A 26,727-nucleotide genomic window follows, 5' to 3' on the forward strand; every position below is an offset into this window, starting at 1 on the left:
GGTATTTCGGGCGGTGCAGGACGACCGTCACAGGCGAAGGTTCCCTACTGCAGGCGCACCGGCCCCGGGGTCCAAGTGCCCGATCGAGTCTCCTCCGTCGTGTCCACGCGGGCCGGTGGCGCCTCGTCCAGCGGGGCGAACTGCTCGAGCGATCCCCAGTCTCGGTCCCAGTCGTTCGACAGATAGGTCGAGAGGGTGCGCGAGGACAGCAACTGGCCGGTCCAGCCGAGCGGCCCACCGCCGAAGCGGTCCTGCCATGCGTTGGTGGCCTCGGCTCCGCCCCGATCCGGAAGGACTCGGTATTCCGGCACCTCGGCGACGCCGTACCGGTGATCGAACGGGCGTTGGCACGGGAAGGCCAGGCCGACGGCCCAGTCGAGGAGAACGGGCGTCTGCGACCCGACAACCGATTGCAAGGTCTCTGTTCGAGGTACCCGCGGGGGAGTGACGGCGAGCCACTGGGCCGGGTCGAGGCTGGTGTCCGCGGCCACCAGGCGCACCGAGTCGGCGTCGCCGGCCAGTTGATCGAGCGGCACCCGGAGGTTGCGCCACGTCGGTGACGGTCCGATGTCGATGGGGTCGGCGACACCGAGAACCGTGACGTTGCCGTCGGCTTCGGTGCGCCCGTACTCGACCTGCAGGCGGCCACCCGGGGTGACGATGCCGTCCGCGTCCACCGAGTGGATTCGGCCGGCGGCCGCGATGGTCAGCAGGGGCGAGTCGGCACTGCGCTCGGGGAGCGCGTACCACCCCGTCGTGAGGTCGGCCGGCTTCTGCTTGCCGCCCTGGAGGCTGCCGAGGACGGGGACCTGTGCGGGGTCGAGGCCGAACGGCAGTGCGACGTTGCTGCCGTTCACACCGACGGTCTCCGCGGAACCGCCGCCGGTACCGGACCTGGTACCCGGAGTGGTCTCGTCGGTGTCCGTGTCCTTGTCGATGGTGTTGGCGCCGCCGGAGACGAGTTTCTCGGCGTCCGCGGTGAGGTCGTCGGCGACCCCGTTCGGTTCGAAACCGGTGGACTCGGTCGCTCCGAATGCACCCGCGCCGGAACTGTCGGCAGGCGGCGTCCGCAGCGGCAGGACGCCGGCGTTGGGATCGGTCTCGACGAGAACCTCGTCCGCGAGCGCGCAACTACCGGTCAGCGAGTCGATGTTGGCTTTCGCGATGGAGTACGCGGGGTACTGCGCCTGGGCGCCCTTCACCAGTGAGAGCACCTCGAAGAGCACCACTGCGCCGGCGGCGATCGTCAGCGGTGAGGGTGCCAGCAACCGTGCGCGCTTTCCGTTCGGTGGCTTGCTCTTCTCGTACGGTTCGCGGAAGTGGAACCAGGCGGCGAGCAGCAGCGTCAGGACGGTGAGCCCGAGGAACAGGGTGGCGAAGCCCTTGCCCGCGACGGTCGGCGGCTTGTCGAACCACGGGACGCCGTAGCTCGAGACGTACCACCAGCCGTTGGAACCGGTGAAGGCCACGGCGAGAATGAACAGCACACCGGCCGCGAACAGGGTTCTGTTGCGTCTGGACCGGATACTCGCGGCACCCACCCCGACTGCGGCGAGAACGGCGACCGAACCGGCGAGGCCCGCGTACACGCCGAAGTGGTGGGTCCACTTCGTCGGCGTGAAGATCATGAGCAGCAGCGACGCGAAGACGATGCCGAGGATGCGCCTGGACGGCCCGATGGCGGTGCCGGGCACCTTCCCCTTGCGGAGGATCAGCATGACGCAGAGCACGACGCACAGGAGCATCACGAAGACACCGAATCGGCGGCTCAATGCACCGTCCGGGGTGATCGACAGCAGCGCGTCCCAACGAATGCGTTCCTCGAACCACGTCTGGTTGGGGCCCACTGCCGTGCGCACCCGAGTCGATTCGAGGACGGTGGCGAGTGTCTGGTCGGCGAACACCGCGACGAGAACCACGGTTCCCGCCGCGAGAATGGGCGCGATCTGGGAGAAGAAGCCGACCCGGCGTCCTCGTGCCACGAGGATCTGGAAGGCGGGCCGAGCCCCGGCGATGAGTGCGGCGATGCAGATCAGCCCGGACGGTCCCGCCGCGAGGGAGAACGCGGCGATGAGGACGGCGATGGCGGCCGGCAGCAGTCGGCCCGTCGCGATGGCTCGTTCGATGGAGCACCAGGTGAGAAGTGCGCCGAGCGCGATGATCGGTTCGGGGCGCAGCCCGTTGTCGTACGGCAACCAGAACGCCAGGAACACGAGCCCGCCGGTCCAGAGCGCGACCTTGTTGCGCCGCACCGCAACGCCCAAGCGGGGGATCACCTCACGGCTGATCACCATCCAGCACAGGATTCCGGCGATGAGCGCAGGCAGACGCATCCACATGCTCATCGTGCTGACCTTGGCGAATGCTGCCAACACGTCGTAGTACCAGCCGAACGGCGCCTCGGGGACGCCGAACCAGCGGAAGTAGTTCGCCATGTACCCGGCGTGCTCGGAGACGCGGGCCATTCCGAGCAGGTAGCCGTCGTCGGACGTGTTGGCGCCGATGACGTGCCACAGCGCGAGTACACCGATGACGATTCCGTCCACGCCGGTGAATCGCCACCAACGGGCCGGCAGGAAGCGGCGTGCTCGTCGGCCGTCCACGCCGTCGATGCGGTGCAGCGAATACAGCGATACGAGCGTCGCGAGGGCGCACACGATCATGGCGAACAGCTTCAGAAGCGTCGGACTCGACGAGAAGCGGGAATCGAGATCGGCGTGGACGTTCAGCCCCTCGGGCGGCGGGCCCTGCAGATCGGTGAAGATTCCGACCACCTGCGGCCGGAAGTCGCCGGCGAGTGTCTTCGCGGTGAGAGCGTCCTTGTCGGCGGGAGCTCCCACGATCTCGGCCGAGGTCTGTTCGAAGGTGGATGTCACATGGATGGCGCTGCAACCGTCCAGCGCGGCGAGCGGGCCGGAGGCGAGAACGGTGTCACGGACGGCGATTTCCAGTTCCCCGCCGCGGACGGAGGCGCGCATGCCCGCAGAAGGCTGCACAGCCCCGGCGGGGAGGGTGCTGACGAGGGTGCCACCTTCGCTGCCGAGTTCACCCAGCGCGTTGCAGGGGATCGTCATGTCGAGGTCGGTCGGCGTATAGGACACCAGCGGAGCGGTCACGCTCTCGGTCGACTGATTCTGTGGCCAACTGATCGAGGCTGCCTCCTGCTTCACCGGCAGGAACGGAGTGGCAAGTGCCAGGACGAATCCGAGCAACCCGGTGACGATCGCGATGGTGCGAGACGTGCGAACGCGGCGGGCTTCCGACTGGAGTGAAGTCACAGGGGCATCAGGGGGCACAGAATACGATGTTAGGGCACGTGAGTATCTCGGCAATCCGGTCACGACAGTGTCTCGGCCGGACTAATCTGGGTCCGTCACGAACATTCGACGCTTTCCTCGACCCACTCGCACTGTGGGGCCCACTCATCACACTGTGGGGCCCACTCACAAACGGGGTAATCATGGCAGTCGGCACATCAAGACGATTCGGTTCGAACAAACTTGTACGGGTGGCAGTGATCTCTGCGGTCGCCGCCCTCGCGATGGTCACCGGCAACGGGACTGCCTCCGCAGGGATCGACAACGCCAGTTCTGTCACGGACGCCCACGGAAACCGGATCGAGGTCATCCAGGGGGGCACGTTCATCCGAACCGTCCCGCCGCTCGACAGCTCGCCGCTCACCGTCGAGTTCTTTCACGACGGTGTGGCTTCGGTGAACATCACCGGACCGAACGCGGCGGAGTTCAAGGCAACCAGGCTGACGATCGGCTACCAGATCGGATACCCGGTGGCAGTGGCCGGCGCGGTGGTCGTTCTCAACACACCAAACCTCGATTGGGAGGTGGGTACGCAGAACGCCATCATTCTCGGGCTGGTGCCCGATTTCGAGCTCGGACTCGAGGCCGGAAACAATGCCGGAATCGGCGGCTCGATCATTCCCTCACAGGAACTCGACATCGAACTCGCGCCGGGCGGAATCACCACGGTGCCCATTCTCGAGAATCAAGAATTCGACGGACCCATCGCCAGCGTGCGGCTGGCCAATCTGCACGGACACGTGCACGGTGCGATCGGGCCGGTGACCATTCGGCCGTACGCGATGGCAACCACCGCGAACGGTGACACGGTGATGACGTACGGGGTACCGCAAAGGCTTTCGTGAAGGGGGCCTCCGTAAGCCGAGTTCAGGTCAGGCCGCTGACCGCATCTCGTGCTCGCGAGGAGCGGTGAAGCCGCCCCTCGCTGGGATTTTCCAGCTATGAGCCGGCTTTGCTTTGGTGATGGGCAGGCTCACAAGCCACAGCACCACTCCCAGTGCGGGGAGCGCGAGAGCGATCCAGAATCCGCCGTAGATCGCTACCACTCCCGCAACAGTCCATGCGAGTCCGATATGAATCAGATTGACCCCGACGGTCGTTCCGATCAGGTATTCCTCTTTGTCGGACGGTTGTGCACCGCGCATTACCACTCCTGACGCCGACCAGTCGGTTTAGTTTATCCACGGTAATGAACCAAATGGTGGCGTTGTGGCAAACATTCTGTAATCGATCACAAGACGTAGCTCGCCAATTGCGGGTCGATCGGCGCTCTGGTGAGGCGGTTGGCGAACGTAGACATCGTGTAGGTGCCGATACCCAATACGACTTCGAGGGCATTTCGCTCCGAGAACCCGGCTTCCAGAAAAGCTGTCAGGGCCGAATCGGGTACGTCTCCGGCGTGCGACAGAACCTGCAGAACGAATCCGCGTAGGGCTTCGAGTCGTTCGATGCCCAGTGGTTCCTGGGCGCGAAGACTGTCGACGAGGTCGGCCGGCGCCTCGCTGTGTACGAGGTGTGCGGTGTGCAGGGCGACGCACAGGTGGCACGCGTTGTGCGCCGCGACGGTCATCACCAGTACCTCGCGTTCGATCTCGGTGAGGGTCGACTCCGTGAAAAGCGCGTTGGCGCGGACGAAGCCGTGAAGCAACTGCGGTGACGTGGCCATCGCGGCGACCGCGGCGGGGAGGTAGCCGAACTGTTTCTCGATGGCGGTCATGGTGGCCTTGGCGCCCTCGGGTGCGGATCCGATCGTGTGTCGGGTGAACGTCATCGTGAACCTCCAGCGTTAGAATGACAACATGGTTGACCAAATAGTAAATATGGTTGTCTATTTTGGCAAGGGTTCTCGTGCCTGAGGACGACGCACGTGGATATCGGCTGCCGTTCCTGCTCTTCGCGGGCTTCCGGCAATTGATCGACGAGACCCATCGCCGGCTCGCCGAACGCGGACACCCGCAGGTGCGACCCGCGCACGGATTCGCAATGCAGGCGGTGGGGATCGAAGGTGCGAGCGCGACCCTGCTCGGTCGTCGCCTCGGCGTCTCGAAGCAGGCGGCGGGCAAGACCGTCGAACGCCTCGAGGATCTGGGTTACGTGACACGGTTGCCCGATCCGGACGACGCGCGCAGCAAGAAGGTAGTCCTCACCGACCGGGGTCTGGAAGTACTGCGGATCTCGGCGCAGATCTTCGGCGAGATCCGCAGCGAATGGGCGAACGCCATGGGCGCGGACAGCCTGCTCGCGCTCGAGGACGGGCTGTACGCCGTCACGGAGAGCGAGGCCTCTGGACTGGACGCACAGGCCTGGTTCGAGGCCTAGTTCCGCGTGACCACCACGTACGGTCCCGTCTCGGTCACCGTGAACCGTGGATCGTCGAACAGTTCCTTGGGGAAGGTGACGGAGTAGCGGCGAACGTTGGGGTCGTTGGGGTAGACGTCCTCGGCGAGCCTCATGGTGTAGCCGTCCGGGCCCTGGCGGAACACGAATGCATCGGGTGCGCGCCACGGTGTCTTCTCGAGTGCGGCGACCAGTTCGTCGGGTGTGTCGAACTCGCTCCACTCCGAGATGGCCGCAGATCTGCCCTCGTAGTCGGCCAGCGGGTTCGCGTAATGGGACGTGGGGCCCTGGAATCCGAAGTAGGGGTAGAAGCTGAGGAAACCGGTGTCGGCGGCGAGGACGACGGTGTCGTGGCGGTCGCGGCCGGTCTGCTCGGTGATCAGCTTGTCGACTTCTGCGTAGTGTGCCGCCGATCCGGGCGGGCGCATGTCGGCGCGTTCACCGTTGCCGTCGGTGTCCGAGTAGGCCACTGCGATGTCCGGGCCGAGCACCTGCGGAATGTTCTGGACGAAGGACAGCGCGCCGAGGGCGCCGATCGCGAGCAATGATCCCTTCACGCGCGGACTGTCGCTCGTGGCGCGAACTATCCAGCCCGAGAACTCGATGAATCCGAACGTGCCGGCCGCGCACAGCAGGGTCAGCAGTACGGGTTCGAGACGGAAGGCCAGCAGGGTGGTACCGGCGATCGTGGCGGTCATCGAGAGCAGGAACCACAGGTAGACGCACACGACGCCGGCCCCGAGAGCCTGAGCGCGTCTCGACGTGGCAGCCCTCGACACCAGCCACACCGTGCCGAGCAGGCAGAGAGCACCGACGAGCGAGAAATCGATCATCGGGAAGGGGAGTTCTGCGCTGTTCTCGGGCAGGTAGTGCATGGCCGTGCCGGAGGATGCGGGTTTTCCGCGAAGCATCTCGAGCAGGAACGGCAGCCACACGAACAGCGCCACGATCCCGGACACGGCGGCGATCGCGGCGAGGCGAACGAGCGGCGGCACGGCCGCGCGCCATGTCTTGTGTTCGCGTATCGCCAGCCCTGCGGTCAGCAGAGCCAACACGGTGACCACGAACGCCGCGTATCCGAGATAGAGACTGTAGAAGCTGGCGGCGAGACCGAGGAAAAGTCCGGTGCCGACGACGGCGCCCCAGCCACCGGACAGGCCCTTACGGTGCAGGCCGCCCCAGGCCATGAGCAGGGCAGGCGGCATCAGCAGGACGACGACTGCGCCGTACACCTCGGCCGAGCCGTAGGCGAGCGCAGCGGCGGTGGTTGCCAACGACACCACGATCGCCCAGTCCTGACGGATCAGATTGCTCCACAGAACGAGTGCCACCACCGCGGCGACGGCGAGCGATCCGATCGCGTACGGCTTGAACGCTTCCCAGCCGTCCATGCCCAGGATGTTGGCGACGCGTCCGCCGATCCAGAACCAGCCGGCCGGATAGAACGGCGGCAGATCCGCGTAGGTCATGTCGTGCAGGGCCGCCGAGTCGGTGAGCCGCGTGAGATATGCGGTGCGAAACTCCTGGTCGACGGACACGCCGTGCAGATAGAGCTTCGTCGCGCCGAGGGGCAGCCCGAGGGTCACGGTGACGAAGCCGGACAGGCTTGCCCACGAAAGCAGCTTCGCGAACGTGCGGGCGACTTTCCGCCTGATGAGGATGACCGACAGTGCGACGCCGGCGATGGTCACCACCTGGGCAACCGTCGTCACTGCCTGGGTGACGTTCGACGAGTTGAACGACGGCCACTGCACCCGTCCGATGGCGAACAGGCCGACGGCCGCGACCACGACCGCGACGGCCGCTGCCGACAGCATTTCTCCTGCCGCCGACAGCGTCCGCCTGACGGGGGCTATTTCTGCATTCGTCACGAAACAGAAGCCTAGATGGGCAGCTTCCGGAAAATCGGGCGCGGCACGTGCCGCAGACCCATCATCACGAAACGCCACAGGCCGGGCGTCCAGACGATTTCCTTGCCCTTGTCGGAACCGGCGACCGCGAGTGCGGCCACGTCTTCCTTGTTGACGGTGAGCGGAGCTTCCTTCACGTGGGCACTGAACTGCGTGCGCACCATGCCGGGGCGGACGACGGTCACGCGCGGGCCGAACTCCGCGAGTGCCTCGCCAAGACCGAGGTAGAAGCCGTCCAGGCCGGCCTTGGTGGAGCCGTAGACGAAGTTGGCGCGCTTGACGCGCTCACCGGCCACAGACGACATGGCGATGATGCGCCCGGAGCCCTGCGCCTTCATCTTCTCGCCGACGAGAACGCCGACCGAGACGGCGGCGGTGTAGTTGACCTTGGCCGTGAGAACCGCCTTGCGCTGGTTCTGCCACAGTTCTTCGGAGTCGCTGTCGAGGGCGAACGCGACGATGGCGACGTCCACGTCTTCCTTCGACCACGCCTCGTCGATGACCTTCGGGTGGCTGTCGGTGTCGACCGCGTCGAAGTCGACGACGTCGACCTCGGTCGCACCCTTCGCCTTCAGCTGCGCGACGGCGCCGTCACGGCCCGGGTCGCCGGGGAGCGCGGCGAGGATCACGCGTGCGGGTGAACGCGACAGGTAGACCTCGGTGATCGCGAGACCGATCTCGCTCGTTCCGCCGAGTACGAGGATCGTCTTGGGGTTACCGACTGCGTCGATCGTCACAACAATTCCAACCTTCTGGCCATATCGGAGGCGAATACGCCTGTGGGATCTACGGAGCGACGAACCTTGATCCATTCGTCGATCCGGGGGTACATCGCGTGGAAGGTCTCCGCCGTGGTGCGGGAGTCCTTTGCGGTGTAGAGGCGTCCACCGAACTCGAGCACGCGCTTGTCGAGCTCGGTGACCATGTCGTTCAGGCCGTCCTTGATCGGGAAGTCCATCGCCACGTTCCAGCCCGCCATCGGGAAGCTCAGGGGCGCCTGGTTTCCCGGGCCGAACAGCTTGAACACGTTGAGGGCCGAGTAGTGCCCTGACCGCTGGATGAAACGGATGATGTTCTTGAACTCTTCGAGGGCATCCGTGGGGACCAGGAACTGGTACTGCAGGAAGCCCTTGGAGCCGTACGCGCGGTTCCACTCACCGAGCAGATCGAGTGGGTGATAGAACTGCGTCAAGTTCTGCACCTTGCCGGTGTAGTCCTTGCCTCGCCGCCAGTACAGCTCGCCGATCGCACTGGCCGAGAGCTTGTTCATGAGGCCGTTCGGGAAGACGTCCGGCATCGTCAAGAGCTGCGGGGCGTCGAACTTGAGCGGATCCTTCTGCAGCTTCTTGGGGAGCTGATCGAACTTGGCGAGCGAGCCGCGGGTGATGGCGGCGCGGCCGAGCTTCGGGGGTGCGCTCACGATGTCGAACCACGCACTCGAGTACGTGTAGTTGTTCTCGGTGCCGTCCTGGTGGGCAGCGACCGTCTCTTCGAGGCTGTTCGTCTGGATGCCGTCGTTGATGAAGTAGGCGGTTTCGGTCGGGATCATCGCGATGACGACCCGCACGATGATGCCGGTCAGGCCGTTACCGCCGACGGTCGCCCAGAAGATCGCCGAGTTCTCGCCGTCCGGCGTCAGGTGCAGAACCGTTCCTTCCGCGGTGAGCAGATCCATCGCGCGGATGTGGTTGCCGAAGCTGCCCTCGCTGTGATGGTTCTTGCCGTGGATGTCCGAGGCGATGGCGCCGCCGACGGTGACCTGGCGGGTGCCCGGCAGGACCGGGACCCACAGACCGAACGGCAGGGCGGCCTTCATCAGCTGATCGAGGCTGACTCCACCGTCGACCTCGACGAGGTGGGTGTCGCGGTCGATTCGATGAATGCGGTTGAGCGCGGTCATGTCGACGACCAGGCCACCTGCGTTCTGGGCCGGGTCGCCGTACGAGCGGCCGAGGCCGCGGGCGATCACCCCTCGCTGCAGGTAGGAGGGCTTGGACTCGTTCTGCTCCGCAACCTGGGTGACGGCTTTCGCGATCACCTCCACGTCTGGGGTGGAGAGCACCTGCGCCGTGGTCGGCGCGGTGCGTCCCCAGCCGGTGAGGGTGCGGGTCTGTGTGGGGAGCGCCTCGTTCGGCGTCTCTTCTGCTGTCTCGGACATCGGGATAGAGGTTACCTGGAGGTAGAGGGGGTTAGGCTCGTGCGCGTGCCTGCAACGCCCGAAAGTCACGAAGACGTCGCCCGTGAACATGGTGCTCACCACGACGAGCCGCATGTTCCGCTGCCTGTCGAGATCCCGGTCACCGAGAACATCGCGGACGACGCTCCTGACCTGAAAACGCAGATTGTCCGATTCGTGCTGACGGGTGGGTTGTCGGCCGTCGTCGACTTCGGCCTGTACGCGCTTCTGGTGTTCGTGTTCGGTCTCCCGATCGGCGTATCGAAGTCCATCAGCTTCGTCGTCGGTACGACCACGGCCTACCTGATCAACCGGCGATGGACGTTCAAGGCCGAACCCAGCCGGGCACGCTTCGTCGCGGTAGTGGCGCTGTACGCACTCACTTACGCGGTCCAGGTCGGTATCAACGGCTGGCTGTACCACGTGTTTCCCGACGAATGGTGGCGATTCCCACTGGCCTTCGTCATCGCGCAGGGTATCGCGACGGTCATCAATTTCGTGGTCCAGCGAGTCGTGATCTTCAAGATCCGTTAAGCGGACGGCGAGTGCTGCTCTCGTTGAATCTGTAACGAATTGGAGTACTTGGAGACACCGTGCGTCCCCGGCGAATAGCGTTGAACGAACCGCAGTTCAGCGTGGAGCGACGGTGACGGGAGTGTGGGTATGTCGAGTACGCAAGAACCACAGGCCGCGAGTGTCCGGTATCGGACCGGAGCGAGTCTTGCCGGTCCGAGTATCGAGTCGCAGCTTCTGTACCAGGCATGCAGGTGGTTCATCAGGCCCGTGGCCAAGGTCGCCCCCATCAACGCGAGCGCCATCCGCAGGGCCGCGATGCTCGACGTCGCCGCCGGCGTGCGGCCGACCAGGGGAATCACCCGGACCGCTGTGCGCCTGCCCGGATTCGATGCCGAGATAGTTCGTGCGCCGGGCGTCCCTTCCGATCTCGGGCGTGGCGTGATCCTGTACCTGCACGGTGGTGGATTTCTGTGCTGCGGGCTCAATACTCACCGTCCGGTGGTTGCCGCGCTCGCAAAGCGCACGCGACTACCCGTCATGCACGTCGGATATCGGCAGCTACCGGACACCGACATCAACGGCTCGGTCGACGACTGTTTCGTTGCCTACCGGTGGCTTCTCGAGAACGGGGCACGCCCGGACGGGACCGTGTTCGCCGGAGACTCCGCAGGTGGCTTCCTGGTTTTCGCGACGGCGCTGAAGGCGATGACCGAAAAAGTGCCGACCCCGGCGGGTCTCGTCGGACTCTCCCCGTTCCTCGACCTGGATTGCGCGACCAAGCTGGCACATGCCAATGCCGAGCGTGATGCTTTCGCACCTGTGTCGGCTCTCGTCGAGATCGGACGACTGGGTGCGCAGAAAGACGGCGCTCTCGATACGTCGTTGTCGCCGGTCAACGGGAACTTGGCAGGACTGCCGCCGACTCTTCTGTTTGCGTCCGAGTCCGAAGTTCTGCGGTGCGATTCCGAGCTGATGGCGGCCCGCCTCACCGATGCTGGTGTCGACTGTCGCCTACAGATCTGGGACGGACAGATTCACGCCTTCCCGGCCGTGGCGCCCGGGTTGCCGGAGAGCCGTGCGGTGCTGCGCAACGTCGCACGTTTCGTCCTCACCCACACGACGCCGGGTGGACGAGTCAACGAGGCGGTCCCTCTTCGAGCGTGACTTTCTCGTCTCGGGTGGCGCCCTCTCGATCCGTCCAGGTGAAGGCGACGGTATCGCCGGGACCGCGCTGCATCATGAGCGAGGTGAGTTCGCGCGACGAGGTGAGCGGACGTCCGTCGACGGCAGTGACGATGTCGCCCGCCTTCATGCCGGCGTTCTCTGCGGGGCTCCACATCGCCACCCGCAGCACCTCGGCGCCGCGCGCGTGATCTGCGACGGTGACACCGAGAACAGGAGTCGGGCCCACCCGAACCGTGTCGGAACCGACTCCTGAGCGGACCTGGTCGACCACGCCGGTCGCGACATCGATCGGCACCGCGTAGGAACGTGGTGTATCCACCGGCTGTGCGGGATCGGATTCGGCGTTTCCTGCGGTGTTGATACCGATCACGGTGCCGGTGTCGTCGACGAGTGGACCACCCGAATCGCCCGGCCGCACAGCGGCGTTCACCTCGATCATTCCCGAGAGCCGATTCTGCGAGCCGTCCGTGGCGCTGCGTGCGGTCAGGACCTGCTCGAGATCCGTGACGGCGCCACGGGCAGCGATCGGGAGTCCGTCGCCTTCGGCATTTCCGATCGCGGTGATCGCGTCCCCGATTCGCAGGTCCGTGCGGTCTCCGAGCGGTGCCGTCGGCAGCCCGTCGGCGCCGCCGAGACGCAGCACCGCGATGTCCTCGGTCGAGTCGTAGCCGAGCACCTCGGCGTCGAACTGCGTCCCGGTATCGAACGAGCGGGCAGAGACCGTGCGGGCCCCTGAGATCACATGATGATTGGTCACCACCAGTCCGTCGTCACCGATGACGACGCCCGTGCCTGCGGTGGTTGCAGTGACCGCGTCGGCAGTGATCGCCACCGTCCACGAGGACACGGCGAGCTCGATTTGGTCGGGTGCGAGGACCGGCCGCTCCGGTGCGGTGACGACCGGGGCTGCGGGGGTTTCCGGTGGCGGTATCGACGCAGGTTCGAGCGACCGGGCGCCGACGATCATGGTCGCGGCGACCAGCGCCGCGACTGCGGTCAGCCGCATCGGCCGCGCTCTCGTCACGAAGAGAAAGTTACTCGATTCGGGCGTGCCGAAGGGTGGGTTAGGGTCTCTGTGACAGTTCACAGTCTCCGGGGGCCGTGGTTGCGGGAAGTGCCCAGGGTTCGCCTTCGGCTATGGAACTGCGGCGGCGGCAAACATACGCTCTTCGCATCCCTGGACGGCTTCAGGAAGAAAGACCCGGCGTCGCGTACCGCGCTGGAAGACGATTCGCGAACGTTGCGCCGATACGACCGTTGTGTCGGGGCCGCCTCGCAAGGAGGAAACCCCGAACATGAGCATGACCACCGCGGAGCTGCTGACCGATCTGCGCGAGCGACTCGACGCGGCGTTGGAACCGGGGAGCGCAGCCGCCACTGCCCGCCGCAAGGAGAAGGGCCTGCCGAGCCCGCGTGAGCGTATCGGGATGCTCCTCGACCCGGGCACCTTCATCGAGACCGGGCAACTCGCGAAGAATCCGGGGTCGCCCGACAACCCGTACGGCGATGGCGTGGTGACGGGATACGGAACCGTGGACGGGCGCCCGGTCGCGGTGTTCTCCCACGATCAGACCGTCTTCGGTGGCAGTGTCGGCGAGATGTTCGGCCGAAAGGTCTGCGCGGTAATGGAACTCGCAGCGAGGATGGGTTGCCCGATTGTCGGGATCAACGACTCCGGCGGCGCGCGCATCCAGGACGCGGTGGCTTCGCTCGCCTGGTACGCCGAGATGGGCCGCAGGCAGATTCCGTTGTCCGGCGTGTGCCCGCAGATCTCGATCCTGCTGGGGAAGTGCGCGGGCGGCGCGGCGTATCAGCCGATCAACACGGACCTCGTCGTGGCCGTCGACGAGCAGGCCTACATGTTCGTCACGGGGCCGGACGTCATCAAGTCGGTGACGGGTGAGGATGTGACGCTCGACGAACTCGGTGGCGCTCGCACTCAGGCGGAGAACGGCAACGTACATCACGTGGCGCCGAGCGAAGAAGCAGCCTTCGCCTGGGTTCGCGACTACCTCGGGTTCATGCCGACCACTCGGCACGACGCTCCGCCCGTTGTCAATCCCGGTCTCGAACCCGAGGTCACCGCGAACGATCTGAAGCTCGATTCCATCATCCCGGATTCGGACAACCAGTCGTACGACATGCGGGACCTGCTGGTCTACATGTTCGACGACGGCGACTTCCTGGAGATTGCCTCGCAGGCGGCGCAGAACATCGTCACCGGACTGACGCGAGTCGACGGTCGGACGGTCGGTGTCGTCGCAAACCAACCGCTGTTCTACTCGGGTGCTCTGGACCAGGCGAGCGCGGACAAGGCTGCGCGTTTCGTTCGCCTCTGTGACGTGTTCGAGATTCCGCTCGTCTTCGTCGTCGACACACCGGGATTCCTGCCCGGCGTCGAGCAGGAGCGCAACGGAGTGCTTCGTAGCGGTGGTCGATTCCTGCACACCTTCACCTCGGCGACGGTTCCGAAAGTCACTGTGGTGGTGCGCAAGTCCTACGGCGGTGGGTACGCGGTCATGGGGTCGAAGCAGATGGGAGCCGACATCAACTTCGCGTGGCCGACGGCGCGGATTGCCGTGATGGGCGCCGAGGCGGCGATTTCCCTCCTGTACCGGCGCGAGATCGAGGCGGCCGGTGACGACGGCGCCAACCTTCGCCAAACGTTGATCGATACCTACAACGAGAGTGTGGCCACCCCCTACGCGGCGGCAGAACGCGGATACATCGATGCGGTGATCGAGCCGTCCAGTACGCGCCTGGAGATTCGCCATGCTCTGAAGCTTTTGCGTGACAAGCGAACCGAACCCACTACGCACAAACATTATCTGCTGCCCCTCTAGCCTCGACGCAAGGACGTGCAACGTGACCACTCTCGACCCAACGAGTCCGCGGATAATGATGGCCGGCGCCCCGGCGTCCTCTCAGCTCGGTAATCTCCGCTCCATGGCCGTCGACCTCGTCGGACACTTCTCCACCGTGGTTCCCTGCGGAAATCTGCCGCGCGAGGAACTGAGCGGTGACGTCACCAACGTGACCATGAGCTGCCTGCGGTTGGCGATGGAAATGCTCGACCGTCGTACGGTCCCCACCGACGACGACCTGGCCGGATTCCGTGAGTCGACGGCGCAGTGGGCGCGGGAGGGCATACCTCTCGACACCATCCTCGAGGTGCTGCACGAGGGGTTCCGGCTCGGCTGGCTACATCTGGTGAGCAACGCCGGAGACGGCGACGTCGAAGGTATGACGCGCAGCGGGGAACTGCTCATCTCCATGCTCGCTCGGGTGACCGTGTCGGCCACGGAGTCGTACATAGCGGAACTGAAAGTGGTTGCGAGCGAGCACCACACCGCTTCGCACACGTTGGTGACCGCATTGCTCGCCGGCCGAACGTCGCCTGCCATGGTCAGGCAGTTCGGAGTCGAGATCGCCACCGAGTACACGGTGATCGCGTTGCACCTTCCGCGGCATGCGGACGAGGACGATCCCGCGATCGATCCCGCCGTTCCGGCACGTCGCAAGCTGCGTCGTCTGCAGGCCGAACTGGCAAAGATCTGTGGCCGGACCGGCCTGTCCCTGCTGAGTCCCGACGGGGGAACGGTGTTGCTCCCGGGTGCGAACTCCGACAGTTGGATCGACGAGATGATCGGCAAGCTGGGCGCAGCCGCGGAGGTCCCGGTGACCGCGGCGGTCGTGCAGGCGGTGACCGAGGGGGTACCCGAGGCGGCCGAGCGGGCGAACGAGTTGCTCGACCTCGCGCAACGGATGCGGGGCGTGCCGAAGGTGTACCGCATGGCCGATCTGGTGTTCGAGTACCAGATGATGCGCCCAGGTCCCGGTCGTGAACACCTGATCGGCCTGCTGGACCCGCTCGAGAAGTCACCCGATCTGATCACCACGCTGGACGTGCATGTGCGCAACGATCTCAATCGGCAACGGACCGCGCGACAGTTGCACGTGCACACCAACACCGTCGACTATCGACTGAAGCGGATCGCGGAGATCACGGGAATGGACCCGGCTCGCCCCTCCGGTCTGCGTCCACTGCAGGCAGCGCTGGTCGCGCGGAGGCTCGAATCTTCGAGAAAGCGGTCCGGCACCGCACTGTGAGTCTTGGGTGGATCACCGTTCTCGGTGCTGTGAACCCACCCAGTGGTCGAAAGTCTTCAGCGGGCGCGCTCGACCACCTCGACCAACATCGGCATCGCTCCTGCGTGGAGCGTCCTCAGGTATCGCGTGGCCACGAGTAGGAGAATCGAAAAGTGAAGTACGGCAATGTGAAAGGCAGTTCCGGAATCGGTGAGATTGCCCGTCCTCCGAAGCCGGGGCGGGCCGTGCTGGCGGCGCCGACATGGCGCCCTGCGACCCGTGATCTCGGCCGAGGTCCGGCGATAGTCCGCGCTCCGAAGTAAGTCGGGGGTCCTTCCGTCATGGGCTAGCTTCTGCGGTCATGACATGGACCACACCTCAATCAAGGCTCTCCGCTGCATCGACGGTTGCGGGCGCGGCGGCCGCTGCACTCGCGCTGTCCGTTGCGCTTGCGCCCGCTGCGGTAGCAGCACCGACTCAGCCAGGTTCGACAATTGGAATCGGGCTGCCGAGCAACAACTTTCCCGACGCGTTCGCGAAGGGACTGCTCGCCCCGGATGCGGCGCCGGTCGGCACCAACGACTGGAACTGCAAGCCGAGTGATGAACATCCGCAACCGGTGGTTCTGGCTCACGGGACGTGGGAGAACGCCTACAACAACTGGTCCGGCGCGGCACCGATCCTGAAGGACGAGGGCTACTGCCTGTTCGCGCTGAACTACGGGGAGGCTGGACTGGTCGAGAAGGGTGGGGCCGGCACCATCGTTCCGGGCGTCAACGGCGTAGGTGCGATCGAGCAATCGGCCAAGGAGATGGCGGTTTTCGTGGACGCCGTTCTCGCCGCCACCGGCGCACCGAAGGTCGATATCGTCGCCCACTCGCAGGGCGGACTGATGGCACGCCAGTATCTGAAGTTCGAGGGCGGAGCGAACATCGACGACGCGACGAAGAACAAGGTCGACAAGCTCGTCACACTCGGCGCCACCCACCATGGCACCCAACTCATGGGAATCGCCAGCCTCGACCGCGCTATCCGAGATGTGTCCGGCATCGACCTGGATCCCATGCTCGACTACATAGTGGGCCAGGCGCCGATGCAGCAGGTGTTCGACTCACCGCTTCTCCTGGCACTGAACGCGGACGGTGACACCGTGCCCGGAATCGACTACACGGTGATCGGCACCCGGTACGACCAGGTCACGAATCCCTACCAGTGGACCTTCCTCGAAGCGGGCCCCGGCGCGAGCGTTCACAACATCACGCTTCAAGACGGCTGCGGAATCGATGTGTCGGACCACTTGAGCATGTCGTACTCGCCGCGAGCGATCGACTGGATCAAGCACGCATTGGATCCGGAGAACTTCACGGAGGACGACGTGCGTTGCGTCGGCAACTCGCCGATCGGCGGTAGCTCGAACGGTGGCCCGCTCGGCACCGGATCCGCGGACGCGGCGACCGGTTCGTCCGACAACTGACCGACACGCCGGTCCCACCCGCTGCAGGCGAGTAATTCATCGAATTACCCCCTAGATCACGAAATGGTCACTATGGTGTTCCGGTAGGTCACGCGTACATTTCGGCCTGGCCGGGTAAGGGGAGGATCGGCGTGTCAACAATCGGTAGTTCGGGGATCGACAATTCGAGTTCGAGAATCATGGTTGCGGGGATGCCCGCATCGTCACAGCTCAGCAATCTGAAGGCTGTCGCAGGAAACTTGGTCGGCCACTTCGCTGCCAATGTCATACCGTGCGGAAATCTGCCTCGCGAGGAACTGAGTGGTGATGTCACCAATGTGACCATGGGGTGCCTCCGCCTTGCCATGGACATGCTGGACAAGCGTCGGGTGCCCACCGACGAAGAACTCGAAGGCTTCCGGGAGTCGGCGGCGCAGTGGGCGCGTGAGGGCATTCCGCTGGAGACGATCCTCGAGGTACTGCACGAGGGTTTCCGGCTCGGTTGGTTGCACGTCGTCAATGGTGCAGAGGGCGCCGACGTCAAGGACATGGCGCAGGGCGGCGAGTTGTTGATCGCGATGCTGGCCCGGGTCACGGTCGCGGCCACCGAGTCGTACATCTCGGAACTCAAGGTGGTGGCGAGCGAGCATCACACGGCGGCGCACACACTGGTGACGGCATTGCTGGCGGGCCGGGCCGGCGCGGCGATGGAGCGTCAGTTCGGAATCGATGTGGCCACCGAGTACGTGGTCCTGGCGGTCTACCTTCCGAAGCATCCCGACGAGACCGATCCCGCCATCAATCCGGTGGTACCCGCTCGCCGCAAGCTGCGCCGCGTGCAGGCGGAGCTCGCCAAGGCGTGCGGTCGCACCGCTCTGTCGCTCCTGAGTCCCGAGGGCGGAACCGTGCTTCTGCCGGGTTCCCCCACGGACGAGTGGGTGGATTCGCTTGTCGCGCAGTTGAGCGCTGTTGCAGAGGTGGACATCATCGCGTCCGCCGTCACCGCCGAGACCGCAGAGGTGCCGCACGCGTCCGAGCGCTCACACGAGCTTCTCGATCTCGCGCAGCTGTTGCACAGCAATCCGAAGGTGTATCGGATGGCGGACCTGGTGTTCGAGTATCAGATGATGCGTCCCGGCGCGGGACGCGAATATCTGGTCGCTCTTCTCGAACCTCTCGAGAAGACCCCAGATCTCATCAACACCCTGGAAGTTCATCTTCGCAACGACCTGAACCGCCAGCGCACTGCGCGGCAGTTGCACGTACACACCAACACCGTCGACTATCGGCTCAAGCGGATCGCCGAACTCACCGGGCTCGACCCGGTTCGACCCTCCGGACTCCGACCGCTACAGGCCGCCCTGGTCGCACGTCGATTGGCGATGTCCGCGCGTTAGCGTTCGTCAGGACATGCGGTGGCGCAGTAGGAAATACACGCCCCGCCTCATGAACGATGTTGCCAGCGCCTTCAGATTTCCGATTCGAACATCCAGTGCCGACAGCAGTGTCGGGTCGGATTCTCGTAACGAGCGGTGGAAGGCGGCCGCCTGGCCGGCTTGTTGCTTCGCCAACCGCACACTCCACTGTCCGGCATTGACGCGGAACGACGCGAGCGGGTGGGGTAATGCGACCACGTCGCCCTGCAGCGCAACGGCAACGTAGGTGGCCTCGTCGATCAGATAGGGATTGGTGTCGTCCCACCATCCGACCTCCTTCAGGGCTGCCCTACGCATCATGACGCAACCGGGCTCGCCGAAGATGTTTGCGCCGGAGGTGACCGCATTGCGGACCATGTCCCGGCCCGTGACGAGTCCGGAGAGACCGGCGAGGCCGCGGGCGGAGATGATCGTTTTTCCTCTGGCATCGACCAAAGTTCTCTGCGAAGCGACCAGCACTGCGGAAGGATGCCGATCGAATGCCGCAACCTGTTCCGCCAGGCTTGTCGGGAAGATGGTGTCGTCACCGCACACCAGTTTGAGGAGCTCGCCGTTAGCAGCCTCGCTCACGCGATCCCAATTCGCCTTGGCGCCACCACCTGCCGGTGTGGTGAGTAACTGGACTCGGTGGTCCTCCGCGTAGCGCGCCAATGCATCCGTGGTTCCATCGGTGGACGAGTGGTCCGCGACGATCAGCTCGAAGTCCTGAAACGTCTGATTCAGGATCGAATCGATCGTCTCCTCGATGTAGTCGGCATTGTTGTAAGCGGGGACGACAACGGAAACACGAGGGGTCATGAGATTCCTGACTGTGTCTTACGGCGGAACGAGAAATCGCGGTATCCGAAGAAGCTTGCGGTTGCCGTGATGGCGGTGATGGCGATCTGCGACGGGATGGGTGGAAAGTGCAACAAGGACACCGCGATCGTCATCAGCGCCATGTTGAGCGCGAAAGCGCCGAAGTTGACCACCACGAATCGCCAGAGATCCCGTAGAAAATGCCCACGCACTTCGAACACGAGGTAGCGGTACATCGCGAAGGCACACGCCACGTTGCAGACGTACCCTGCGACGATCGCGAAGTGATATCCCAGTTGGTCGCCGAGCGCGAGCTGCCACGCTATGAACCACAGTGTGCCGAGGGCGGTGTTGATCCCACCCACCAGGAGAAAAGCGAGTGCCTGGTTCTTGACGATTCGCATGAGTGGGCCGGGACGACCACGCATCCCCGCGGGTGGGGTGACAGACGATTGTTGTGGCTCGCTCACGGCGGTCATCAGCTCTGGGAGGTGCTGTGGTAAATCGGCAGTAGGCCGGAACCGTGTGCCTGTGCGAGGGATGGTGCAGCCGAATCCTTCTCGGACAGTTGAAAGTCCAGGGGTTTACCGTCTCGCCCGGTGACCGGCCACTCGATACCTACGGCGGAGTCCAGTGGGTGGATGCCGTGTTCACGCTTCGGGTCGTAGCCTGACGAGCAGAGATAGACCGCGGTGGAGTCGTCCTCGAGGGAGAGGAAACCGTGTCCCAGCCCCTCGGACAGGAACACGGCCCGGCGATCGACGTCGTCGAGGAGTACGGAATCCCATCGACCGTAGGTGGGAGATCCGACACGAAGGTCGACGACGACATCCAGAATCGCGCCGCGGACACATGTCACGTATTTGGCCTGGCCGGGTGGGACGTCGGCGAAGTGGATTCCGCGCAGCACACCGGCTGCGGATACGGAGCAATTTGCTTGCTGGAGATCCAAGGTGCGTCCGGTGGCCTCGGAGAAGCCGGGTTCACGGAACCACTCGAGAAAGACACCGCGGTTGTCACCGAACTGCTTGGGGGTGAATTCCCACGCCCCAGCGATACTCAGCGCCCTCGATTCCATCACCACTCCTTGCCGCGCTCGAGCAATCCCAAGAGATAGCTGCCGTATCCGGACTTGAGAAGTTGTTCGCCGCGAATGCGGAGTTCGTCGTCAGAGATGAAGCCGTGCCTCCATGCGACCTCTTCGGGTGCCCCGATTTTCAGTCCCTGTCGTTCCTCGATGGTGCGTACGAAGTTCGAGGCATCGAGCAAGGAGTCGAAGGTACCGGTGTCGAGCCATGCAGTTCCCCGAGGTAGTATCTCCACCTGAAGTTCACCGGCCTCGAGGTAGGCGCGGTTGATATCCGTGATCTCGTACTCACCGCGGTCGGACGGTTTCAGGTTCTTGGCGATGGACACCACGTCGTTGTCGTAGAAGTACAGGCCAGGTACCGCGTAGTTCGAGCGCGGGTGCGTCGGCTTCTCCTCCAGTGAGACCGCACGCCCCGACTCGTCGAACTCGATCACACCGTATGCGCTGGGGTCCGAGACCCAGTAGGCGAACACCGCGCCGCCGTCGATGCTCTCGAACCGTTTGAGCTTCGAACCGAGACCGGGGCCGTAGAAGATGTTGTCACCCAACACCAGGGCCGCCGAGTCGGATCCGATGTGGTCCTCGCCGAGCACGAACGCCTGCGCGAGTCCATTCGGCTCGTGTTGTACGCGGTAGGTGAGGTTGACGCCGTACTGGGAGCCGTCGCCGAGGAGACGCTGAAATTGCGGTGCGTCGTCGACGGTCGTGATGATGAGAATGTCGCGGATTCCGGCCAACATCAGGGTCGAAAGTGGGTAGTAGATCATCGGCTTGTCGAACACCGGCACCAGCTGTTTGCTGACCCCGAGGGTGATCGGGTGAAGGCGTGACCCTGTCCCGCCCGCCAGAATGATTCCGCGCATGGGTCGAAGTCTTCCAGTGTTCAAGTGAGAATCAAATTACATCGGCGCGGTATCGTGCGGGTTTCGTAGTCCGCCGGTCCGCCGGTCCGTCGTCATGGAGGCGTTGTGCGAGTACTTGTCACGGGTGGGGCCGGGTTCATCGGGGCGAACTTCGTGCACCAGACAGTGCGCGAACGTGCGGATTCCCAGGTCACGGTGCTCGACGCGCTCACATATGCCGGCAATCAGGCATCACTGAATCCGGTGGCGGATCGGGTCGAGTTCGTCCACGGCGATATCACGGACGCGGCGCTGGTCGACCGATTGGTGGCCGCCTCCGATGTCGTGGTGCATTTCGCTGCGGAGTCGCACAACGACAACTCGCTCGGAGACCCGTGGCCGTTCGTCCACACCAACGTCGTGGGCACCTACACGTTGCTCGAGGCCGTCCGAAAGCACGGCGTGCGCTACCACCACATCTCCACGGACGAGGTGTACGGGGATCTCGAACTGGACGACCCCTCACGATTCACGGAATCCACCGCCTACAACCCGTCCAGCCCGTACTCGTCGTCGAAGGCATCGAGCGACATGTTGGTGCGGGCCTGGACCCGCTCGTTCGGGGTACGTGCCACCCTGTCCAACTGTTCGAACAATTACGGTCCGTATCAGCACATCGAGAAGTTCATACCGCGGCAGATCACGAACGTCCTGTCCGGCATCAGGCCGAAGCTGTACGGCGACGGGCTGAACGTGCGCGACTGGATTCACGTCGATGACCACAACAGCGCCGTGTGGGCGATCATCGACAAGGGGGAGATCGGTCAGACCTATCTCATCGGGGCGGATGGCGAGGTGAACAATCGAACAGTCGTCGAAACGATCCTCGAGGTTCTCGGCGAGAGTCCCGACGCATTCGACTTCGTCACCGACCGTCCCGGCCACGACCGGCGGTACGCAATCGATTCGACGCGGCTGCGAACCGAACTGGGCTGGTCGCCGCGCTACGAGGACTTTCGGAGCGGGTTGGGCGCCACCGTCGAGTGGTACCGGGACAACGAAGCCTGGTGGCGACCCGGGAAGGTGGCCACGGAACAGAAGTATGCCGCGGCGGGCGAGGAGAAAACGGTCTGACGTTTCGGGCCGGTGTCGCCTCAGCGATCGGAGAGCACTCCGTGCCGAATCGACTCGAGGGTGGACGCGATGCCTGCCGGCAACGGCCGGTGGCTGCGCTCGTCGAGTTCTGGCCACACCACGGACCGCAGACGTAGGTCGCGGGATTGCATCGCCGCAAGCGGTGATGCCGCGAGAACCACGTTCGGCTTCCGTTTGAATACGGTGCGGCAAGCCCCGAGAATCGCGCCGATGGTGACGCATTGCCCCGAGCCGTAGATCTTGGTGGTGGTCGGGCCTGTTCCCTTCACCTCGGCGTGGACAAGCGTGTCTGCGACCATTTCGGCGGCGTCGGTCACGTAGAGGTAATCGCGAAGGGTGTCCATCGACACGTAGATCGACACCGGGGCCGCGAGCAGATATCCCCTGCACAGGTGGGATATCAGCCCCTGGGGTTTCGCCAGGTTCTGGCCCGGACCGTAAAGGTTCGCGAACCGACCGATCACGGCGGTGGCCCCGGTCGTCTCGGCGAACTCGGTGACGATTCGTTCCGCAGCTATCTTTGCGCGTCCGTAGTCGCCGAGCGGCACTGTCTCACTCAGTTCCGTGTGAGGCGGTGCAGGCGTTCCCGCATACACGCCCCCTGCAGAGGATGTATGGAAGACGGTGCCGTCGCCGCCGGCGATTGCCAGCACCTCCAGCACAGCCGCGAAGAGGGCGTTCTCGCGTGCGAACTGATCGGCGCTGGTGCCGTTCACGCCGGCGCCGGCACACCAAACCAGGTTCCAGCGACCTCCCGCAGCATCTGCGACGAACCTTCGTGCATCGGCGCACAGGACAGCGCGCGCTGCCAGGTTGTCGCCCCAGGTGACCGTGGATGTACGAACATCGGCGCCTCGCCGATGAAGTTCGTGCGTGAGTGCCCTACCGAGAAGCCCTCCGCTACCGACAACCCAGGTCGGCGCCGTCATGGCCGCCGCTGCTCCGGTTCGCGTCGACCGAGCGGACCACCCGCTGGGTCGCTCACGATGAGATAAGGGGGCTTGCCCATTGCGGTCTTGACGTTGACCCCGACATATTCCGCGATGACGCCGAGCGAGAACAGGGTCGATCCGAACCCGAGCAACATTACGACCATGGTCGATGCCCACCCACGGACCTCGACTCCGGCATCGAAGAACAGGTAGGACATCAGCACGTAGATCATGACGCCGACGCCGCCGACGGCGAACAAGAAGCCGATGAGGCTCACCATGCGTAGGCCCTTGGTTCCACTCGACAGGACCATCCGCCAGAAATGCGACAGGAGCGTGCGCAGGCGGTAGCCGGAGTCCCGGTCCTCCTCGCGCAGAGTCACAGGACTGGTGGTCGAAGATCCCGCTACCCACCCGAGTGCCACATCCAGATAGGCCTCGGACCCGGCATAAGCGGCCACCGACCGACCGATCTCGCCCAGGACCAAACGGAAACTCTGAAAGTTGGAGGAGTTCTCCCCGGACAGCAGATGCGTGATCGTCCACTTCGCGGATCGGGATGCCGAATTTCGGAAGGGGCCGTGCGGCGCGGGGTTGACGGGCTTGGCATAGACGAGAGTCGCCTGCTCGTCGAGTGCGGTGTCGAGGAGCCCGCCGATCGCAGCCGGATCGTGCTGTCCGTCCTCGTCCATCGTGACAACCCATTCGCCGCCACTCGATGCCATGCCGGCCAGCGTTGCCGGATGTTGACCGAAATTCCTACTCAGCCAGATGGGGCGAACGAAGTCGTGCTTGCGGGCAAGGTCGCGAATGACTTCCGCCGAATTGTCGGGACCGTGGTCGAAGACGAGGAGAATTTCCTCGACGACCATCGGCCTACCTGCCGGCGTCGAACTCGCCGTCGTCCACGGCAGAATCTCTCCTACCAGGGCGTCGAGAGTCTTCTCGCCCTGGTAGACCGGCACAACTATGGACAGTCGGTGCGGCTGCGCCGACGATTCGGTGTCATCGGTCTTCACAGGCCCGGAGTTTATACGCAAACCTCACTGCCTCCTCCCAGCCCGGCGCGGGTGGACGCGAGTCGCGCCCCGCGTTCATGATTCGGGTCATATTCTCGAACGTAACTGCACACGGCCTGAGTCGTCCGGCGTTCGTCTACAACGAGTCCGTGATCGTGGTCGAAGTGCCTTCGGCTTCTCGGCGCTCCAAAAATCTCCGACGGTAGTGGAGTCCGGTCAGCACCGCGAGAAGGATGAGGCCGAATGCCATTCCTGCAAATCCCATGCGCCATCCGGGCGGACGGAAGGTGAGTTCGAGTTCAGCGTTCTGCGTACCGGGGGGAACATCGACGTAGACGAAAGTTCCGCCGATCCCCTTGGTGGGAATCGGTTGGCCGTCCAGCGTGGCGGTGTAACCGGGCCACGCGAGCCGTGCGAACACGACGGAACCGCCGGCTGGTGACGTCACCTCGAGCTTTTCGTGGTCGGCGCTGTCCGAGATGGGGCGAACTTCTGCGCCGACGGTGGCCGATACCCGCCCGGGGAGCGTCGAGACGAGTCCAACGTCGCGTTCGAGAACCGCGATCTCGCCCTTCGTGACCGCTGGTGGTGTGATCCAATGCCAGCCGAGAGGTGGCGGAGTCTCGTCCACGTTCGGATACTGCTTCCGCTGGAGAACCACGCGGTCCAGGCGCATCAGGTCGGCGAACGTCCGCTGGGTGTACACGTCGACGGAGAAGACACGTTGGTAAGCGTCGTCGCAGGTGGAGCCATCGAAGCTCATGCACATGATCGAGGTGAAGTCTCTGTGGCCGACCGGGGTGTACGCGTTGACGTAGTCGAGGTCGAGGTCCTTCGCGTAGTTGCCGAACACGAGGGAATGCCAGGGGAGTCGGGGAGTGTCGGCGTCGATCTTCACGAGGCCCCGTGTTCCCAATTGCAAGGTGGTGCCCTCCCAGTTCGGGAACTGGGCCTTTGCCTCCGACTGGCTGGTCGGGAGATACCACTTGTTCAGAGCCTTCGGATATGTCGCGACCTGGTAGAGCGAGATCGGAACGACGGTCACCATCAGCAGCGCGGTGACGACGGTCGGCCCGTACCGGCGCCCGAGGAAGACGATTGCCGCGCCGACCGCCGCGATCACCACTCCCCACATCACGTGCCGCCCGAAGTACTGAGGGCCGGACGAGCTCGCTCGAAGGACCAATACGAATATCAGGATTCCGGCTGCAATCAGGCGCGGGCGCAGCGGCTTCGTCGTGCCGAATCGGCTGATCAAAATTACGAAGAGGATGAGTGCGGTGAGTGCGACGAACGGCAGGAGTCGAGCCGGCCATCGGATCTGGCCGATGTCGCTGGGGCCTGCAGTGAAGAGGAGAGCGAACGACAGCAGCAGCAGTGGTGCGGAGAGTTCGCGTAGCGACGATCGGGCCGCCCGCCAACCGATGAACGCCAGTGCCGGAATCAGGAACCACGCGATGTAGGTGACGGGCGCCGTAGTGGTCTCGCCGGTCCACGATTCGATACTCGACACCGACGACGGGATGCTCGCTGTCAGTGATTCTGACCAGGGGGCCGTGAGGAAGTTGTCGTTGAGGGTGCCTTCGTCGCCGGTGCGCCACGTGACATCGGAGGTGAGCACGCCGGGCAAGAACGCTATTGCTGCCGCCGAGGCCGCCGCGACACCCACCGCCGCCAACTTCACGACGTCGCGCCATTGTCTCCGGAACAGGTATTCGCCGATGACGAGCGCACCGATGGTCACTGCGGCAAGCAGCGCAGCGTGGGCATACCCGACGGTGATCGCCAGGTACAGAAAGACGAACGTGGGAATCGGGCCGGATCGGCCGCGTGCGTATCGCACCCCCGATGCCCAAGCCTGGACCACCCACGCCGTACCGATCAGCGAGGTGACCCACGACGGGTGCTCGAAGTACAAGGTGAACCCGGTGAACGGCGCACTCACCGCGGCAACCGCGGCCCAGCCGGGCCGGGCTCCGTACTCGAGCGCGACGCGGTACACACCCCATGCCAGGACGATCGAGAATCCGAGCTTGACGAGCGTTGCCAGCATCGACATGTCGTCGACGGACGGTGCGGCGTAGTTGATGAGCATCTGGACCGGGTTCCACAGTCCGCCCTGACCCTCGACCGGGTAGTTGCCGGCCATCCACTGGTCGAGGACGAGTGTGGGGAACCACTGTCCCTCTCTCATGAGGTGTCCGAGTTGGATCCAGTTGCCGACTGCTCCCGATTCGGTGTCGTCGACGTAGAAGTAGCGAGAGTCGATCGCCTTTATCGCCGCGAAACCACAAGACACGACCACGGCGACCAGGGCGCCCCACAGCCAGCGTTCCGGGCGAGGGGAACGATCTGCGCGGAACGTCACGAAAACTCCAGAGGTACGAGGATGTGAACAGACAATAACCGACCGACCTGCGTGCGTTCGGAAGTGTTCGGGTGTTCGCGATACCCTGCGAACGAAGACTGTCG

Annotated in this window: 23 protein-coding genes; 9 read left to right on the forward strand and 14 right to left on the reverse strand. The window is 64.5% G+C overall.

Translation table 11 applies throughout. The features are described from left to right. Positions 1 to 44: 44 nt before the first annotated feature. Positions 45 to 3,278, reverse strand: a complete 3,234-nt coding sequence (locus ACZI8R_RS06175; protein WP_463378690.1) for an arabinosyltransferase domain-containing protein — start codon at positions 3,276 to 3,278, stop codon at positions 45 to 47. A gap of 182 nt (positions 3,279 to 3,460) precedes the next feature. Here ACZI8R_RS06175 and ACZI8R_RS06180 point away from each other — a divergent pair, with 182 nt between their 5' ends. After that, positions 3,461 to 4,162: an MspA family porin gene (locus tag ACZI8R_RS06180; protein ID WP_463378691.1), complete on the forward strand. Its 702-nt coding sequence runs from the start codon at positions 3,461 to 3,463 to the stop codon at positions 4,160 to 4,162. Positions 4,163 to 4,189: 27 nt separating this feature from the next. Here ACZI8R_RS06180 and ACZI8R_RS06185 read toward each other — a convergent pair whose 3' ends face one another. Then, complete coding sequence (locus tag ACZI8R_RS06185; RefSeq protein WP_463378692.1) at positions 4,190 to 4,462, reverse strand: hypothetical protein; 273 nt, start codon at positions 4,460 to 4,462, stop codon at positions 4,190 to 4,192. An 86-nt stretch (positions 4,463 to 4,548) separates the two neighbouring features. Then, complete coding sequence (locus tag ACZI8R_RS06190) at positions 4,549 to 5,088, reverse strand: carboxymuconolactone decarboxylase family protein (RefSeq protein ID WP_463378693.1); 540 nt, start codon at positions 5,086 to 5,088, stop codon at positions 4,549 to 4,551. Between the two features lie 77 nt (positions 5,089 to 5,165). Here ACZI8R_RS06190 and ACZI8R_RS06195 point away from each other — a divergent pair, with 77 nt between their 5' ends. Beyond that, positions 5,166 to 5,636, forward strand: coding sequence for a MarR family winged helix-turn-helix transcriptional regulator (locus ACZI8R_RS06195; protein ID WP_463378694.1), 471 nt, complete (start codon positions 5,166 to 5,168; stop codon positions 5,634 to 5,636). Here ACZI8R_RS06195 and ACZI8R_RS06200 read toward each other — a convergent pair. The 3 genes from ACZI8R_RS06200 to ACZI8R_RS06210 form a co-directional block, all read right to left on the reverse strand. After that, on the reverse strand, positions 5,633 to 7,471 hold the full coding sequence (locus ACZI8R_RS06200) for a galactan 5-O-arabinofuranosyltransferase (RefSeq protein ID WP_463378778.1): 1,839 nt from the start codon (positions 7,469 to 7,471) through the stop codon (positions 5,633 to 5,635). The two genes, ACZI8R_RS06195 and ACZI8R_RS06200, sit on opposite strands and share 4 nt — an antisense overlap. A gap of 65 nt (positions 7,472 to 7,536) precedes the next feature. Beyond that, entirely contained in the window at positions 7,537 to 8,301 is a 765-nt protein-coding gene (locus ACZI8R_RS06205) for a decaprenylphospho-beta-D-erythro-pentofuranosid-2-ulose 2-reductase (RefSeq protein WP_463378695.1), read from the reverse strand. Beyond that, entirely contained in the window at positions 8,298 to 9,722 is a 1,425-nt protein-coding gene (locus ACZI8R_RS06210; RefSeq protein WP_463378696.1) for a decaprenylphosphoryl-beta-D-ribose oxidase, read from the reverse strand. Before ACZI8R_RS06210 ends, ACZI8R_RS06205 begins: the two co-directional genes overlap by 4 nt. 45 nt (positions 9,723 to 9,767) lie before the next feature. On the opposite strand from ACZI8R_RS06210, the gene ACZI8R_RS06215 reads away from it, so the two are divergent. Both ACZI8R_RS06215 and ACZI8R_RS06220 read left to right on the forward strand, forming a co-directional pair. After that, positions 9,768 to 10,274, forward strand: a complete 507-nt coding sequence (locus ACZI8R_RS06215) for a GtrA family protein (protein WP_463378697.1) — start codon at positions 9,768 to 9,770, stop codon at positions 10,272 to 10,274. A 129-nt stretch (positions 10,275 to 10,403) separates the two neighbouring features. Further along, entirely contained in the window at positions 10,404 to 11,420 is a 1,017-nt protein-coding gene (locus ACZI8R_RS06220) for an alpha/beta hydrolase (RefSeq protein ID WP_463378698.1), read from the forward strand. Here ACZI8R_RS06220 and ACZI8R_RS06225 read toward each other — a convergent pair. Then, positions 11,392 to 12,465: a S1C family serine protease gene (locus tag ACZI8R_RS06225; protein WP_463378699.1), complete on the reverse strand. Its 1,074-nt coding sequence runs from the start codon at positions 12,463 to 12,465 to the stop codon at positions 11,392 to 11,394. The genes ACZI8R_RS06220 and ACZI8R_RS06225 overlap by 29 nt on opposite strands. Positions 12,466 to 12,736: 271 nt before the next feature. On the opposite strand from ACZI8R_RS06225, the gene ACZI8R_RS06230 reads away from it, so the two are divergent. From ACZI8R_RS06230 to ACZI8R_RS06245, 4 genes are all read left to right on the forward strand, one after another. After that, the gene (locus ACZI8R_RS06230) at positions 12,737 to 14,284 is read left to right on the forward strand and encodes an acyl-CoA carboxylase subunit beta (RefSeq protein WP_463378700.1); all 1,548 of its coding nucleotides are present in this window, start codon (positions 12,737 to 12,739) and stop codon (positions 14,282 to 14,284) included. A gap of 22 nt (positions 14,285 to 14,306) precedes the next feature. After that, complete coding sequence (locus tag ACZI8R_RS06235; RefSeq protein ID WP_463378701.1) at positions 14,307 to 15,551, forward strand: PucR family transcriptional regulator; 1,245 nt, start codon at positions 14,307 to 14,309, stop codon at positions 15,549 to 15,551. A 340-nt stretch (positions 15,552 to 15,891) separates the two neighbouring features. Beyond that, positions 15,892 to 17,004 (forward strand): esterase/lipase family protein, encoded by a 1,113-nt coding sequence (locus ACZI8R_RS06240; RefSeq protein ID WP_463378703.1) that lies wholly within the window; start codon positions 15,892 to 15,894, stop codon positions 17,002 to 17,004. 191 nt (positions 17,005 to 17,195) lie between these two features. Then, positions 17,196 to 18,380 carry a PucR family transcriptional regulator gene (locus tag ACZI8R_RS06245; protein ID WP_463378704.1) on the forward strand — a complete coding sequence of 395 codons (1,185 nt, stop codon included), beginning with the start codon at positions 17,196 to 17,198 and terminating at the stop codon, positions 18,378 to 18,380. Positions 18,381 to 18,386: 6 nt separating this feature from the next. On the opposite strand, the gene ACZI8R_RS06250 is transcribed toward ACZI8R_RS06245, so the two are convergent. The 4 genes from ACZI8R_RS06250 to rfbA are packed head-to-tail and all read right to left on the reverse strand — an operon-like array spanning position 18,387 to position 21,170. Continuing rightward, on the reverse strand, positions 18,387 to 19,217 hold the full coding sequence (locus ACZI8R_RS06250; RefSeq protein ID WP_463378705.1) for a glycosyltransferase family 2 protein: 831 nt from the start codon (positions 19,215 to 19,217) through the stop codon (positions 18,387 to 18,389). Then, on the reverse strand, positions 19,214 to 19,696 hold the full coding sequence (locus ACZI8R_RS06255; protein ID WP_463378706.1) for a GtrA family protein: 483 nt from the start codon (positions 19,694 to 19,696) through the stop codon (positions 19,214 to 19,216). The genes ACZI8R_RS06250 and ACZI8R_RS06255 overlap by 4 nt, the downstream gene beginning before the upstream one ends. Next, positions 19,696 to 20,295: a dTDP-4-dehydrorhamnose 3,5-epimerase family protein gene (locus ACZI8R_RS06260; protein ID WP_463378707.1), complete on the reverse strand. Its 600-nt coding sequence runs from the start codon at positions 20,293 to 20,295 to the stop codon at positions 19,696 to 19,698. The genes ACZI8R_RS06255 and ACZI8R_RS06260 overlap by 1 nt, the downstream gene beginning before the upstream one ends. Then, on the reverse strand, positions 20,295 to 21,170 hold the full coding sequence (gene rfbA, locus ACZI8R_RS06265; RefSeq protein ID WP_463378708.1) for a glucose-1-phosphate thymidylyltransferase RfbA: 876 nt from the start codon (positions 21,168 to 21,170) through the stop codon (positions 20,295 to 20,297). The genes ACZI8R_RS06260 and rfbA overlap by 1 nt, the downstream gene beginning before the upstream one ends. A 105-nt stretch (positions 21,171 to 21,275) precedes the next feature. Between rfbA and rfbB the strand changes: the two genes are divergently transcribed. Beyond that, on the forward strand, positions 21,276 to 22,283 hold the full coding sequence (rfbB, locus tag ACZI8R_RS06270; protein ID WP_463378709.1) for a dTDP-glucose 4,6-dehydratase: 1,008 nt from the start codon (positions 21,276 to 21,278) through the stop codon (positions 22,281 to 22,283). A 20-nt stretch (positions 22,284 to 22,303) separates the two neighbouring features. Here the strand turns inward: rfbB and ACZI8R_RS06275 are convergent, their stop codons facing one another. The 3 genes from ACZI8R_RS06275 to ACZI8R_RS06285 form a co-directional block, all read right to left on the reverse strand. Further along, positions 22,304 to 23,233, reverse strand: a complete 930-nt coding sequence (locus tag ACZI8R_RS06275) for an NAD-dependent epimerase/dehydratase family protein (RefSeq protein WP_463378710.1) — start codon at positions 23,231 to 23,233, stop codon at positions 22,304 to 22,306. After that, on the reverse strand, positions 23,230 to 24,213 hold the full coding sequence (locus tag ACZI8R_RS06280) for a glycosyltransferase (protein WP_463378779.1): 984 nt from the start codon (positions 24,211 to 24,213) through the stop codon (positions 23,230 to 23,232). The genes ACZI8R_RS06275 and ACZI8R_RS06280 overlap by 4 nt, the downstream gene beginning before the upstream one ends. A gap of 178 nt (positions 24,214 to 24,391) precedes the next feature. Then, positions 24,392 to 26,623, reverse strand: coding sequence for a hypothetical protein (locus ACZI8R_RS06285; RefSeq protein ID WP_463378711.1), 2,232 nt, complete (start codon positions 26,621 to 26,623; stop codon positions 24,392 to 24,394). Positions 26,624 to 26,727 lie beyond the last annotated feature (104 nt).

It is taken from the genome of Rhodococcus huquni, from assembly GCF_055231055.1.

Coding starts and splice junctions, on each gene's coding strand:
- ACZI8R_RS06275 (WP_463378710.1), bottom strand. CDS start 23,233: ATGACGGCGCCGACCTGGGTTGTCGGTAGCGGAGGGCTTCTCGGTAGG.
- ACZI8R_RS06180 (WP_463378691.1), top strand. CDS start 3,461: ATGGCAGTCGGCACATCAAGACGATTCGGTTCGAACAAACTTGTACGG.
- ACZI8R_RS06245 (WP_463378704.1), top strand. CDS start 17,196: ATGCCCGCATCGTCACAGCTCAGCAATCTGAAGGCTGTCGCAGGAAAC.
- ACZI8R_RS06220 (WP_463378698.1), top strand. CDS start 10,404: ATGTCGAGTACGCAAGAACCACAGGCCGCGAGTGTCCGGTATCGGACC.
- ACZI8R_RS06230 (WP_463378700.1), top strand. CDS start 12,737: ATGAGCATGACCACCGCGGAGCTGCTGACCGATCTGCGCGAGCGACTC.
- ACZI8R_RS06260 (WP_463378707.1), bottom strand. CDS start 20,295: ATGGAATCGAGGGCGCTGAGTATCGCTGGGGCGTGGGAATTCACCCCC.
- ACZI8R_RS06240 (WP_463378703.1), top strand. CDS start 15,892: ATGACATGGACCACACCTCAATCAAGGCTCTCCGCTGCATCGACGGTT.
- rfbA (WP_463378708.1), bottom strand. CDS start 21,170: ATGCGCGGAATCATTCTGGCGGGCGGGACAGGGTCACGCCTTCACCCG.
- ACZI8R_RS06200 (WP_463378778.1), bottom strand. CDS start 7,471: ATGCTGTCGGCAGCGGCCGTCGCGGTCGTGGTCGCGGCCGTCGGCCTG.
- ACZI8R_RS06210 (WP_463378696.1), bottom strand. CDS start 9,722: ATGTCCGAGACAGCAGAAGAGACGCCGAACGAGGCGCTCCCCACACAG.
- ACZI8R_RS06185 (WP_463378692.1), bottom strand. CDS start 4,462: ATGCGCGGTGCACAACCGTCCGACAAAGAGGAATACCTGATCGGAACG.
- ACZI8R_RS06255 (WP_463378706.1), bottom strand. CDS start 19,696: ATGACCGCCGTGAGCGAGCCACAACAATCGTCTGTCACCCCACCCGCG.
- ACZI8R_RS06250 (WP_463378705.1), bottom strand. CDS start 19,217: ATGACCCCTCGTGTTTCCGTTGTCGTCCCCGCTTACAACAATGCCGAC.
- ACZI8R_RS06190 (WP_463378693.1), bottom strand. CDS start 5,088: ATGACGTTCACCCGACACACGATCGGATCCGCACCCGAGGGCGCCAAG.